At 52.3% G+C, this 13,219-nt stretch carries 11 protein-coding genes; 6 read left to right on the forward strand and 5 right to left on the reverse strand.

All coding sequences use genetic code 11. The features are described 5' to 3' along the window. Positions 1-18: 18 nt before the first annotated feature. Both ACLM45_RS08440 and ACLM45_RS08445 read right to left on the reverse strand, forming a co-directional pair. Positions 19-783, reverse strand: a complete 765-nt coding sequence (locus tag ACLM45_RS08440; protein ID WP_415408778.1) for a hypothetical protein — start codon at positions 781-783, stop codon at positions 19-21. A gap of 339 nt (positions 784-1,122) precedes the next feature. Next, positions 1,123-2,289: a hypothetical protein gene (locus ACLM45_RS08445; RefSeq protein WP_415408779.1), complete on the reverse strand. Its 1,167-nt coding sequence runs from the start codon at positions 2,287-2,289 to the stop codon at positions 1,123-1,125. A gap of 298 nt (positions 2,290-2,587) precedes the next feature. On the opposite strand from ACLM45_RS08445, the gene ACLM45_RS08450 reads away from it, so the two are divergent. Continuing rightward, complete coding sequence (locus ACLM45_RS08450; RefSeq protein WP_415408780.1) at positions 2,588-3,478, forward strand: sulfotransferase family 2 domain-containing protein; 891 nt, start codon at positions 2,588-2,590, stop codon at positions 3,476-3,478. On the opposite strand, the gene ACLM45_RS08455 is transcribed toward ACLM45_RS08450, so the two are convergent. Then, complete coding sequence (locus tag ACLM45_RS08455; protein ID WP_415408781.1) at positions 3,436-4,428, reverse strand: tetratricopeptide repeat protein; 993 nt, start codon at positions 4,426-4,428, stop codon at positions 3,436-3,438. The genes ACLM45_RS08450 and ACLM45_RS08455 overlap by 43 nt on opposite strands. Positions 4,429-4,641: 213 nt before the next feature. Between ACLM45_RS08455 and ACLM45_RS08460 the strand changes: the two genes are divergently transcribed. The 5 genes from ACLM45_RS08460 (at position 4,642) to ACLM45_RS08480 (ending at position 10,666) form a co-directional block, all read left to right on the forward strand. After that, the gene (locus tag ACLM45_RS08460; RefSeq protein ID WP_415408782.1) at positions 4,642-5,628 is read left to right on the forward strand and encodes a glycosyltransferase family 2 protein; all 987 of its coding nucleotides are present in this window, start codon (positions 4,642-4,644) and stop codon (positions 5,626-5,628) included. Continuing rightward, entirely contained in the window at positions 5,625-7,139 is a 1,515-nt protein-coding gene (locus ACLM45_RS08465; protein WP_415408783.1) for a glycosyltransferase family 61 protein, read from the forward strand. The genes ACLM45_RS08460 and ACLM45_RS08465 overlap by 4 nt, the downstream gene beginning before the upstream one ends. Then, positions 7,136-8,266: a tetratricopeptide repeat protein gene (locus ACLM45_RS08470; protein ID WP_415408784.1), complete on the forward strand. Its 1,131-nt coding sequence runs from the start codon at positions 7,136-7,138 to the stop codon at positions 8,264-8,266. Before ACLM45_RS08465 ends, ACLM45_RS08470 begins: the two co-directional genes overlap by 4 nt. Then, entirely contained in the window at positions 8,263-9,744 is a 1,482-nt protein-coding gene (locus ACLM45_RS08475; RefSeq protein ID WP_415408785.1) for a sulfotransferase domain-containing protein, read from the forward strand. Before ACLM45_RS08470 ends, ACLM45_RS08475 begins: the two co-directional genes overlap by 4 nt. A gap of 67 nt (positions 9,745-9,811) precedes the next feature. Next, a complete protein-coding gene (locus ACLM45_RS08480) occupies positions 9,812-10,666 on the forward strand; it encodes a calcium-binding protein (RefSeq protein WP_415408786.1) in 855 nt (284 codons plus the stop codon). A gap of 747 nt (positions 10,667-11,413) precedes the next feature. Here ACLM45_RS08480 and ACLM45_RS08485 read toward each other — a convergent pair. After that, entirely contained in the window at positions 11,414-12,472 is a 1,059-nt protein-coding gene (locus ACLM45_RS08485; protein WP_415408787.1) for a hypothetical protein, read from the reverse strand. Then, the gene (locus ACLM45_RS08490; RefSeq protein ID WP_415408788.1) at positions 12,472-13,152 is read right to left on the reverse strand and encodes a hypothetical protein; all 681 of its coding nucleotides are present in this window, start codon (positions 13,150-13,152) and stop codon (positions 12,472-12,474) included. The genes ACLM45_RS08485 and ACLM45_RS08490 overlap by 1 nt, the downstream gene beginning before the upstream one ends. Positions 13,153-13,219 lie beyond the last annotated feature (67 nt).

Genomic DNA, 13,219 nt, shown 5'->3' on the forward strand with positions numbered 1-13,219 from the left:
TCCTTAAGCTTTGATCGACTATGATGGATAAAAGTATTGCTCTAGGCTTTTAAAATGTTGATTATAAAAGCCTAAAGCTTTGTCGCCGTATCCGTCAAAGGAGCTTTTTCGAAACTCACCAGTTGAATGTGGTGGCAATTCTTTCATAAAGATTGGGGATGCATTCATCAGCTGAGAAGCATCTATCTGATACCCATCATGGGACATATTAGAGGCAAGGGTCTCAAAATATGAGGCAGTTCCATCAGTAAAAAGATCTTCGGTTTTAAGAACACTAAAATTTAAATCAGAAGATTTTAAAAACTCAGCATTCATCAACCAACGTTGTGGTAAATACCAAGCAAAACCAAAGTGTTTCATGGTCAGAATAAGACGATCATCGGCATTAACGGTTTCAAGCAGTGCACTATTTAATGTTCGATCCCCTAAGTGCTTATAAATCCTGTTTTTGCTCCACCGCTCAGGGCTTTTGACATGATAAGACGATGCAGATCTGAAAAAAGATGCAGGATGCCTGACGACTAAAAAGAAACGAGTCTTTTCTGGATCTAAATGCTTTAAGAGCTTAAGTATAGAAATTGGATCAAAATTTCTGCATCTTAGGTTAAGAAAATCTCCCTTGAAATTAGCCAAACTGTTTGGTGTTTCTCCGGGCAATTGTTTGGATGAGCTTAGATCAACTGACTGAAGATTTGAAAATGTGGGATCTTTTGTAAAAACAGATTCAAAAAAATGATTGCCACATTTATGTGTCACAAAAAACACATTGGCAGGACGTTTCATTTGCTCGCCGACATATGAACTGACTCTACCGCAACATGTGACAAGAACCAAAAGTTGGCTCGATTGAGACTCAGCCAGGGTCAGAACAAGCAACAAGATCGGCTGGTCCTGAAACGCATGACGTCAAGGGCCTGGTCACCTATTGACAAGCGACATGATCTCATCAAATAACGAATAAACGATAACAGCAAAGGATTGAAAATAAAACGATGAGACAATGATAGTTATCAATAAACCCACCCAGAACAACCTGTATTCCTATCCACAAAAAGTCAAGACAAGACAATTGAAAGACACTAATTCACTTTCATCATTCTGATTAGATTGATCGCGGCAACATTACTTGTGCCGCGATAATATTTCCTGTATAATTTGTTGATTCCATTGCTCCATAGAGTCCTTCAGAAGGTGTGTTTCCTTCCTTTTTTGAACCACCAGTTGAGGCATCTCCTTTGCAAATGCACTCACCTGAGACTGATCACATGAGTCGATGATAATCGATGCCATATCTTTGAATTCAGGATACAACGGATAATCATTTAAATACAGCACTGGTAGTTGAAAATTAATGCATAGATTAACGGCTCCACTCACCTTTGTGTAATCTCCTTTAACGGCTAAGCTGTTAGAAACGGCCAAGTCTGAACCAAGAAGGCAAGAAAAAAGCTGTTCATAGCTCATAAAAGGAGCGCCATCCGAGGTTAAGGATATGCACGGACATTCGAAGTATTTCAAAAGATTTTGGGATGCCAAATCATCCATAAATCTCTTACCCTCATCGCCTGAAATACCTCCAGCAATGACAAATGTTGGCTCAACACTCAGCGTCTCTTGCGAAAGCAAAGACTTCGCAAAATCAATCAATAAACCATAATCGCGTCTTGCGTAGGCAACTCGGCCTGGAACAACGATTCGTAATTCATTGCTGTTGTTAACCTCTCGTCCCTGAAGACCTTGATGCTTGGAAAGGTCAGAAAAAGGTGGAAGATAAAATTTTAGTGGCTTGATCTTTTCAGCATGGAGCGAAAATGCGTCCACCATTCCATCTGAAAATACAACAGACGTGACCGATGACAATCCTGCCAAGACACGGGATAAGTTGCCGTTTCTTGCATCGTGAACAAAGGCATAGAGATGCATACCTATTTCTTGACAATATTCAAAAATCGGCGATGGCTTTTTCGCAAATGTCGTCCAAAACATGATTGGCAACGAATATTCCTTGTTCAGATAAATTAGTTTCTTGACTTTATTTCCCATCACGCCGAGCCAGAAAACCCGATTGCATGGAGGGGGCGGATTAAGCGTCTTTAATTTTGTAGACTGTTCGATATAAATTTGATGGTGCTCAACATGCAAACTCTGAAATAGGTCTCCTCGTTTTTCACGTAGTTCATTGTTGATATAAATATCAGCATAGATTCCCAAGCGATTTAACGCCAAAATCAATGGAACCGTGCATTCATCATGCCCTGCGAGAATTTGGGCAATACCAACCCGTTTCATAGCATAAACCTTTTAATGATCATACATCAGGGTCACGCGAGCGCACACTTCCTCCCCTGATGAATTCGAAACTTGAATAATTCTAATTAAAACCGATTGAGCTCTTTTTGAAAGCAAGGAGGTCATCCACACTGGAGACTGCTCTATGCACAATGTGGCTTCATTACCTCAGAACCAACCAACAGGCTCGTGCGGCCTCTCAGCAAGCATAAGAGCGACTGCCCCAATCGATATATGTTATCATTAACTACCTAGCTTAAATAGAATGCATTTTTATTATCTCCCTTCAAGAAAAACGATGATCTTGTGGGCTGAAAAATGTGCTTGCACATCGCTAGTTTACTGGGTTGATCATAATTTTGAAGAACTCTCAGAGTGCACAGACAAACCAAGAGCCTATTTGGGTAAAGAAGGTTATGGCAACTACGACTTCAGCGAAGCAAAAGAATTGCTTTTAAATAATGTTCAGATTGACCATTTAATCGTTTCTCATCGCGATCCGGTCAAAAGGATGACGAGCAGCTTCGTGAACAAGTTTTTGATTCGCGGAGAGGAAGGCCTTGTATTACCCGAGAATCCTCAAAAGCTGCAGAAATTCTCAAAAAGCTTTCTTAAAACATTTATAGCACTTCAGCGCAAGCAACAAGACGAACAAGATGAAAGCAAAACTAAAAAACGAAAGAGAAAGAGAGTGAATTATGCAAAAGCCGTCAATAAACTCTCGCTAAAAAAATTCATTTTAACAATCACTCATCCAACCATTGACCGCAATGATTTAAATGGGCACTTTGCGCCGCAACTCGCTAACAAAAAGCAGTGGAGCCTTTACAATAATATTGTCAAATACTCCAAAGCAGTTTACCCTCTCAGAGTAGAAAGTTTTGATGAAGACCTTAAATATATTAATCAAAGCATGGGGTTTGAGGATTTCCTTCCGGAGAAAAAGAACTCCACTCGGCTGCCGATTGAAGAATGGACATTTTCCGATCAAACTGAAGCGAGTGTCTTGACCCTGGCTGACTTGTGCAGCAAAAAACTTGTTCCGAAGAGTGCATCACTTAAGGAGCTGCTCACCACGAATTCAAACCTTCGGAAAAGATTCAAAAATACTTTTAAATTCGACTATCAACTGATTCAACATTTGAATCATTTAAGCAGCTCCCGATACAGGAGTGCTGCTTCTCTGTAATCTCCTACTGACTCCAATCCATCAGCCAGTGCCTGGATGACCTGTTTCTCCGTTGGGTGAACTGCCCTCAGCTCTCGTAACAATTGGAGAGCTTCTTTCTGAATCAGCCCATCATTCTCACCTAATTTGAGGCCCTGATTGGCACACTTCAAGGCACGTTCAATGGGCACTGAATCCGGTAACTGTTCTAACCAGCTCCGATGAAGTTGTAGAGCGACTAACGGACGACCTGCCTTCCCTTCCGCCGAGGAGAGATTGCGGAACAACGCTGATCGTGACTTCTCATCAATCTGATCCAATCCTGCTGTCCAAACCCCTCGCAAGAACTCAAGAGCAGCATCCACATTCTGGTTGGCAAGGTGGCAAGCACCCACATTGATCTGTAGATCCAAGGATTGAGGGTCCTTAACGAGTGCTGCTTCAAAGCTCTTCAAACTATCCGCAGGTTTCCCCAAAACCATCTGAGTCTTGCCCAGCAAGGCCAAGCCTGAAGCCGGCAACTGGCCCTTGGTTTGATCAGCCAGCGCTTTCAAACCCGCCATCACCTGAAGGGCCGTCTTGGCCGACAACTCATCCGAAAGTTCAGCGATCTGAGCTTCCAGTTGATCTTGATCAACGGATGGAGACGCAGGTGCTGGAGATGCAGAGGGCTCGACAGGCTGCACTGCGGGTTCAGCAGCAACTGGCTTGTCTGTGAGAAAGTCCGCCGCTTCCAGCAGACCGTGCAATGCGTCCTGGTTAGCGCTGCCTTTAAGAGCGGGAGAGACCGCACCACCCTGAAGCTGCTGTTGCAACGACTCACGTTCAGCCAGCAAAAGGGCCACCGCCTGGCGATAGAAGGGAACCGCCAGCTCCATGGCCCCCCGCTGATTCATCGACTCAGCCAGCTCGTAATAACGATCAGCCATCGCGCCACTGGGTTGGCTGGTTTGTTCGGCGTCAGAAGGCATCGGTGACACTTTGGAAGGAGTAGGAGAAGATTGAAAAGTATTGGTCTCAGCCTGAGATCTGCGACTGCGGCGCCGAACCCGTGTCACGGAAGACGGCGCAGAGGCCCGTTGAACAGCTCTGCGGCGCGATGAGCGTGGCATATCCAGTCGAAAATCCCAAGAATTCTCGCAGCCATCCGGCAGAGTGCTGTTTCGACTCAATCCGCCCTTGCGATGCCATCCGCCACCCCCAGCGTGTCCGTGGTGGTGCCAATGCGCGATGCAACTCCATGGCTGCCGAGTTTGCTGGCGGCACTTGTTCACGACTGGGACACGGGCTTCGAGTTGGTGGTGGTCGATGACGGAAGCAAAGACGGCAGTGCTGATCTGGTCTGTCGGCTCTGTGCCCACTGGCCTACGGAACGTTGGCAACTGCTCGAAGGCAAAGGAGAAGGTGTTTCCTCAGCCCGCAACCAAGGCATCATGGCCAGCCGAGCCGACGTGATTGCCTTTCTCGACGCCGACGATCGCCCCTTCGCCGGACGACTCAGCAAGCCCTTGCATCACCTGGCGTCCAACCCCCATCTCAGCCATGTGCACGGGGGCTGGTGGCGCTGCAACGCCCAGGGTGAGCGGCAGCAACCCGTTCGCCCCTGGGACGAGGGGGCTGGATTCAGCTGGCACCAATTCATGGAACATAAGGCCGTTCTGCCAAGCGCCTGGACCGTCCGCCGATCCGCTCTCCTGCAGGTGGGAGGTTTCAATCCAGCCCTGCGCCACTCCGAAGATGTCGATCTGATCCTTCGCTTGGCAGCAGCAGGGCACCAAGGAGACTGGATTCATGAACCGCTTGTGCGTTATCGCATTCACTCAGGCAATGCCAGCGGTCGACTGGAACCCCAACTCAAGGGCCTTCTGTCGGTGATCGATCATCACCTCAACACCCTTCCGAATCCACAGGTGGGATGGGCCAAGGACCAGCGCTACAGCACAGCCACCTGGGCTACATGGCAAGCGTGGCAAGCTGGAAACTCCAGCCTGGCACTGCAATTGCTCAAGGGTGCCATGGCGTCTTGCCCCTATCCCCTCGTGCGCCGTCCGGTGCACTTGATCGAAGCCATGCACCGCAGCAGCATGCGGATCGGCGCTCCATTCAATCGTGAGCACTTGTTAGCCAGCGCATTCTGGCGGCAGGCGGAATCCATGCTTTTGCAGCGATGAGCCCAACCCAGGAGACTGCTTCAAGCCTCCATGCCCAGGCCCTGGCCGACCTGGAAGCTGGACGACCGCTGGCCACCTTGAAAGCATGGCAAGCACTGCTCCAGCAGGACAGCGCAGCAGTGCATCGCCATCTGCAAGCCGCCGCTGCAACTCTGAAAACGGATCCCGTGGCCTCGATCAGTCGGCAGGCGATCCAACTGGCCCATGAGCTGCTGGTCCACACGCCGACAGACACAGAAGTGCACCAACTCGGAAGGCTGCTGCAGAGCTGGGGAGAAGTGGCACTGCCGGAAGTGCCCTCACGAGCCCTGCAATTGCTCGAACGGGCCTGGAGCTGTGGCCGCAACGACCGGCTCGATCAGATGCTCGCCGACCTGCATGCACGGCTTGGCTATGGAAGCGGGGCCCATTGGCTGGCGGCACCCAGCGATCCCCCGGAACCCTGGCCGATCGTGCCCTGTCAAGCCTCGGGATGCGTCGATTGCCAGGCGCTACCACCCCCTGAGGATCCTCCCCTTTATCTCCATGCGATCCCAAACGGTCGCATCTGGGTGCAACGACATCGCAACGTCTGGTCGCACAGCCACGGTGTGGCCGTGATCAACCAAAACAGTTGCTACGAAACAAACCTCTGCCGCCATTACCCCTGGCCATGGCCTGGTTGTCGCCACCAGGAGGCCTTCGGACCGCTCAGTCTTCAGATGTTGCAAGCGGCGGAATCAACCCTGTCGAAAGCCCGAGTCGTTGACAGCCCCGTTCTCGCTGTCGCTGAACTTTCCGGAGAAATGTTCTTTCACTGGCAACTGGAGCTGCTTCCCAGATTGGGGCGCGTTTGGGGGGAAGCTCTCAAGCGCTGGCCCAACCTGCGTATCTGGCATAACGGGGGGGACAAGTCGTATGTGAGAGATGGTCTGGAACGACTGGGGATCGACCGCAGCCGCCTCCTTCCTGGTTGCGATCACCTGTCGGCGAGCACGCTGATCGTGCCTGGCTTTGCCAGCAGTTTCGGCAAACCTTCATCGGCGAACCTCGCCTGGCTGGAACGCTTCTGGGATCTCCCAGGTCCATCCAAAGCCACCAGAACGACGGCGGCGAAGGGCAGAACTCGCCTCTGGTTCGGCAGACCTGGAGCCTTGCACCGAACAGTGATCGGGGAACAACACTGGAGTACCAAGTTGCGTGCACCCTTCATGCAGCAAGGCAGCATCCGCGAACAGCAGGCTCAGGTGATGCAGACCGATCTCGTGATCGCACCTCATGGGGCTGGTATGGCCAATCTTTTGGCTGCTCCCGTTGGGAGTGAAGTGATTGAGCTGGTGAATCCCGCCTATCAACCGCCTTATTTCGACGGATTGATCGCCCGCCGACAGCTCCGACACCGCAAACTGGAGACAAGCCCTACCCCCTTGCCCCTGCAGGAATGGCTGTATGCAGGTCCTCTGGCTTTCCCCATTGATCTTGGAACTGAGTCAAGCCCTGCCGCAGAAGCTCTGGCATCATTGACTTCATGAGCAGTTCGAGGATTTCAGAAGAGTTGCGGCAGGCTCTGGCCCGCCTGGCTGAGGAGACAACTCCAGATCCAGTACTGCTCGAACGCGTTGCCCGCTGGCGTCGAGCCTGCGGTGATGCCGAAACGGCCGCGCAGTGGCAAACCTGGAGTCTCCTGCCTCCCAGCTCCGAAGAACTGCGTCCTGCGCTCGCCAGACTTTTGGGAGCAATCGGTGAAAACCATCAGGCAGTACAACTGCTCTCAGACTCTGACCAACGCCACAGCTGGGAACGCCTGGCGGTTTTGCTTGAGCGCAAAAAATTCAAACAAGCTGCATCACTTCAGAAAAAACTGCTGAGCGACCCACCTGAATTGGCCGAAAATGATTTGGTCAAATTGCTGAATCAATGGCTGGAGGCTGAGCATTTCACGGAAGCCCTCAATCTGCTTCACCCGTTGCTCATAGCGATGCAAAAGCGAGGTGACACGCTGTCATCCCGGCTCTGCTGCTCCATGGCAGATCTGCTTGAAAAGCAAGACCGCTTCAACGAAGCCCAGTCCTGGTGGACGCAAGCGCATACCCTGCAACCGCAACAGGTTTGGCCTCTGATGCGTCTGGGATACCAGGCCCTGCGTCAACAGCAACCAACACTTGCCTTTCACTACGCCAGGCAAACCCTGAAAAGAGATCCACAACACGCATTTGCTCCTGAGCTTCAACGCAAAGCGCTCCAGGCAATGCGCGCCGAACGCTCGCTCGCCCTGCTGGACGGTCAGGAACCACCCGCCTTACCGTCCTTTCAAGCCTGTTCCCCATTCCCCGATGAATGTGTTCTGAACTGCCGGACGCTTGTTTTGGTCTCCCTTGAGGATCCAAATGTCCTGAAGGTCTGGGCCGACCAGCTCGACTCGACAGCGGCGAGCCAAACACGCCTTTATCTCATCAACAGCCATGACCCTCTTTGGCTTGAGCAACAGGCCCAACGACTCCTTCCCAACACGCGGATTGATCTCTGGCCCAGTTGGGACCCTGAACGCCATGGCGACGTTGATCTCGTTCTGACAGCCGATCCAGGTGAAAGGATTCCAAACACCAACGCTCAGATTTGGCGTTATGACCCACAAACAGAGAACTGGAACGCACAGTGACGAGTGACTCGTTGCCAGCGCTCTGGCCAATCTTGCGGCGCCAAGCCCGTCGGGGAAATCTCAATGCGTCACAGGTCTTCTCCCTACAGCGAGCGTTTCAGCAGAAACCCAACTGGAAACGACTGGATCGTTGGCTCAAGCCACTTCTCACTGAAGCTGTTCGCGCAGACGACCGGCAGACAGCGATTTTGCAGACAGGAATCTGGCTTCGCCAGATGCGCGAATTTGAACGGGCTCATCACTGCCTGAACCTCCTGAACTGGCGCAAAGCACGGGGTCAGGCCTTTCTGCAGCGCGGCCTTGTCCTGCAGCAACTGGATCAGATTGATGCAGCCCAAAAAGCCTTACGACGCTCCTGTCGTGATGGAAGCAGCTTTGCCGTTGCGAGTTATCACCTCGGCTTGCTTCATCGCTCCACAGGAGAGTTCGATCAAGCCGCACGCTGGCTGCTGCGCTCACTCAAACGGGATGCGAATCCCGCCCACGTGCACACCGTGCTCCAGTACTGCCGCTGCAGCGATGACATGCTGCGACCCATCGTGAGGTTCTATGAACAGCTTCATCGACGCCATCCAGAGCGCGCCTTGCCGCTCCAGCAACTGAGCTTGTACCAGCAGCGCCAGGGAGATCTCATCCAAGCGGGGAAAACAGCTCAAAAGTCTGTGCGCCTGGAGCTTGGACAAAGGACAAGCTTGTTAGCAGACGAAGACCTGGCACCGACCCCTCCCGACTTCCTCGTTTTGGGTGTACCCAAAGGAGGAACCACATCGCTCTTCGCCTGGTTACGCGAACACCCCCAGATCTGGGGACATCCGCGCAAGGAACTGCACTTCTTCGATGGCGATTACCACCTCGGAGAAGCGTGGTACTGCGCCCAATTTCCGCGCTTTCAAGACGGCAGCGGAATCTTGCGCGGAGAAGCCACACCCAATGTCTTCAGCCACCCAGAGGCCCCAGCGCGGGTCACCCAGTTGATCCCGGATGTCAAGACGATGGTGCTCCTCCGCGATCCTCTTGAGCGCGCTGTGAGCTGGGTCCAGCACCTACAACGCCTCGAGGGACTGGAAGGCAGCGTGGAGTCCTGGCTGAGCCAAGAGCTGGAATCATTGCAATCACTCGATGCCAACACCCTGGCCAGATCGGGGCGGATCGGCACTGGAGCGCTCCAGGACAGCCTTTACGACATCCACCTCCAGCGATGGCGATCATCTCTGCCTAGTTCCCAGCAGCTACTCGTGATCTCAAGCGAGCGGCTCTTCTCCCAGCCAAGCCTCCAGCTGGGTGAAGTACTGGGGTTTCTTGGCCTTGACTCCGATCCTGAGCCATGGATGCAGGCGTGGGTAGCCCGCAACGTGAATCCTGGACGCAGGAGCACACTCCCGAAATCCCTGGAATCAGAGCTCAGAGCCTTCCTGCAAAGCCATTGTCAGCAATCCGCGACAGAAACCAAGGAATCACCAGTGGGATGGTTCGAGTAGTGCATACCAAGCGTTACAGAACCTGTGATTTCCTTTAATTTCGGACCGAAGCATTTCCCTCTTCAACGTGTCCATTTTCATTACGCCCGTTCCGGCCCTTGACGCCGCCGCGGCAGAAAATCCGGCAGCTGGGTCCTCCAGCACCGGCGTCTCCGGCGACAGTTTTGTAGTAACCGATCCCACCAGCGGTCCCATTGAAATCAATGGCCCTGGTGAAGGCGGAGCCATCCTCGCTGCCTCAGGTGTTAACAACGCCAACGTCCTTCTTGACGGTGCCGTCGGTGACGAGATTGTTATCACCACAGCATTTGATGCTGCCGGAAACCCCCTTGATGGCTCAGGTTCAGCCTTCCAGGTTGCTGAGGATTTCGATGGCGCTGTCATCGCTAACCTCGATGGTGCATCCACTTCAGGCGCTAGCGTTGACCTGAGCATCGAAACCGAAGAAGGCACGATTGCTGACGCAGCAGGCGGCACGATCGAAGAAGGCGGACTCGGAGGTGACTTCGCCTACTACATCAATGGTGGTGCAGGCCCCGACCAGCTCGGTGGATCTGCAGGCAGCGACTTCATCCGCGGCGGCGCTGGCGACGACAGGATCAACGCAGGTGCTGGCGATGATCTGGTTCGTGTTGGCTCCGGCAGCGACTCCGTCACTCTGGGTGCAGGTGCCGACGTCGTGTACTGGACCGTTGACCAGTTCGAAGGTGATTCCGTCAACATCATCACCGACTTCACGTCCGGTGAAGACAAAATTGCTATCGAAGCTGATGTATTCAGCCGTATCGAAGTTGATCTCGCTGAAGACGGTCAATCTTTCACCGTCACTCTTCTGAACGAGTCCGGCGAAGTCGAGGGAACCACTGAAGTCATCTCCGAAGGCGATGCATTCGAATTCCCCGATGATTTCCAGATCGTTTGATCTCAAACATTTACCATTGCATTACTTATTAAAGTAATGCTCTTCAAGGGGGTGCCACAGGGCACCCCTTTTTTATGTCTCCAAAATGTAGCCGAAGGGCAATGACTATACACAACCAGGTGAGACTATTCAGAATCAACTATGCTCACCAACTCATTTGCCTCAAGAGAATGTTCTTTTTCACCATACTGATGCAAAACAAACTCGAATAGCCTGAGGCTGCATTCACATTTGAGAAGATGAGGGCCGATCGATTTGGCTCATATCACCCTTCAACCGGCTTCGCCTTCAACAACGCTTCAGACGGGATCATGCGCAAAGGCGCGGGTAGCAAGCCTAGCTCCAAAGAAGCGCGGAAATGACCAGACAGCCCTTGCTAAGGGGATTTCGTCAATACCATCACTGATTTTACCTGCAGAGACGACCATCATCTCAATGAAATATTGGCCGTGAATGTAGAATTGAATTCATTGAAAGGGATCAAGACTTCACCATCACTTCGCTCAACATCTCCGGCGATCCGATCAACCACTGAAGCCATCTCAGAATCATTTTACCCGATATTCTCGCCAATTACGATTAAATCTATTCAGTATATTGATAAATAGTGCTCTTAATATACCAAACTTTGAATAATCAGCATCAAATTTTCAAAGCAGTTTAGCGCAGATTAAGAGCATGATCTATCACTACAAATGAACAGCATCAAAGTCGCCACTCGCTCAACACAATCGCTGTTTTCTCCGCTCATCCCGCAAAGCCGGTCACCGGTGGCCGCAGGTAATCCACCAATTCATCAGGATCCACCAGCGACACCTGCCCGCCAGCCACCAGCAAGGGATCCGGCATCTGATTCACGTTGCTTTCCATCAGCCATCGCTTCAGAAAGGGGCAGCCATCTAACAGTAGAGGAATGGCCCAATAGTGAGCTGGCGATACGTAATTCAATGAACTCAAGCCGGTGCTCAGCAGCTGCTGCTGAATCCACTGGGACGCCTCCTTGGAACAGTGAAGCTGAAGCTGCTCCAAGAGATGGGCACTGGCCAATTGGGCCCGGAGCCGACTCACTGGGTGAAGCGCCCGCAGGGCAACACCCTGATGAAGCAACAACTGAGACAAACCGATTTCTCCATCACGAATGGCAATGGTCATGCCTCCCCAGCCCGGATAGGTAGCCCAGTACGACTCCCACCAGGGTTGTTGCAAGATCGCCCCAGGCAGATTCAAGGCATAACTCTGCAAGTGATAGCCGTTCTGGAAGGAATCACTGAAACCCACCACCGACGCATCACGCACGTCGAGAAACATCGGCCAGCTACTCCCCTCAAGGTCCACCACGGGGTAAACACTGTCATTGAGCATCACCAATCGCTCGATGCTCTCCGAGAGACCACGGTGGCGCAACATCAGCCAACCATCCTGAAAAGCCCCGAAATCGCGTCCTTCATTCCGGCGTCGCAGCCAACCGATCTCCTGTGAATCACACCAGGCCAGTGCCGCTGCATCGAGATGGTCGCTGAGAAGCAAAACCTGCCAGCCACGCCCCCGCAGATCCGCCAGTTCACGGCGAATGCAGCGCTGCAACCAACCCCTTGGATGGAAATGGGAAAACAGAACCAAGTGATCGAGCTTGGACGAATCCGTACCCGGCAACCGCACCTCCTGAATGCGATCGAGAGCATTGATTGAACGAAGGCGATCGCGATTACGACGGGCCTGAATGGGGCCAATCATTCGCTCCCACGACGCCTGACTGCGGTTCAAACCCAGCCGCAGATTCCGCTTCAAAACGCTGCGAAACCCCATCAGATCGGCTCCTTGGTGAAGTAATGCCCCGGCAGAAAAGCCGTACCTGTATTCAAACTGGTGGCATCCGTACGGAAGGCTTCAGTGGCAAAGCGCTCGGGAACAAAGCGGAAGTCAATGCTCGCCACCGAAACCCCTTCACGATTCAACGGACAGCCGTGCAAGCGATCGATGTGATCGAACAGGATTAATTCACCAGAATCAAGCTCGAGAGGGTCAAAACAGTGGCTGCCAGCATCTCGCTCCACATGCAAAGCAGCACTGCCCTTCATGACAGTGAGCGCACAAATGGCGTTGAATTCGTAATTACTATGCCCAAAATCTGAATCACGATGATAATTGCCAACCCAACGATTGCCTGGCAAACCAAATCGATATGTGGGAATACGCTGCACAAAACACGGCTCTCCGATGACCTCGACCACGCGTCGGCAGAGCGCTAGGTAGAGCTGCTCCTGTTCGGCATGTTGCGAATAAAACTGTTGGTGGGTCTCCGTGGTGTTATCCGAACCAGGCAGAAACAGGGGATAGGGACCGACGTGTTCATGCAAGGCCTCCAGTGGAAGACCAATAGAGCTGGCAACAGCCGTCGCGAACCGTGCCCCCTCAAGCGTCCCGGTGATGCGGTGCCGATGCAGGTCTCGACGGCGTTGCTCAGCAGACTCCCGTTGCGATTGCATCGTCAACCCCCGGTATTCATCGTCAGGTCATCGGTCAAATGACCCTCGTTTGGGCATTATCACGCAT

It is taken from the genome of Synechococcus sp. A10-1-5-9 (genome assembly GCF_047716785.1).
GTDB lineage: Bacteria > Cyanobacteriota > Cyanobacteriia > PCC-6307 > Cyanobiaceae > Synechococcus_C.

Coding starts and splice junctions, on each gene's coding strand:
- ACLM45_RS08440 (WP_415408778.1), bottom strand. CDS start 783: ATGAAACGTCCTGCCAATGTGTTTTTTGTGACACATAAATGTGGCAAT.
- ACLM45_RS08445 (WP_415408779.1), bottom strand. CDS start 2,289: ATGAAACGGGTTGGTATTGCCCAAATTCTCGCAGGGCATGATGAATGC.
- ACLM45_RS08450 (WP_415408780.1), top strand. CDS start 2,588: ATGATCTTGTGGGCTGAAAAATGTGCTTGCACATCGCTAGTTTACTGG.
- ACLM45_RS08455 (WP_415408781.1), bottom strand. CDS start 4,428: ATGCCTTCTGACGCCGAACAAACCAGCCAACCCAGTGGCGCGATGGCT.
- ACLM45_RS08460 (WP_415408782.1), top strand. CDS start 4,642: ATGCCATCCGCCACCCCCAGCGTGTCCGTGGTGGTGCCAATGCGCGAT.
- ACLM45_RS08465 (WP_415408783.1), top strand. CDS start 5,625: ATGAGCCCAACCCAGGAGACTGCTTCAAGCCTCCATGCCCAGGCCCTG.
- ACLM45_RS08470 (WP_415408784.1), top strand. CDS start 7,136: ATGAGCAGTTCGAGGATTTCAGAAGAGTTGCGGCAGGCTCTGGCCCGC.
- ACLM45_RS08485 (WP_415408787.1), bottom strand. CDS start 12,472: ATGGGGTTTCGCAGCGTTTTGAAGCGGAATCTGCGGCTGGGTTTGAAC.
- ACLM45_RS08490 (WP_415408788.1), bottom strand. CDS start 13,152: ATGCAATCGCAACGGGAGTCTGCTGAGCAACGCCGTCGAGACCTGCAT.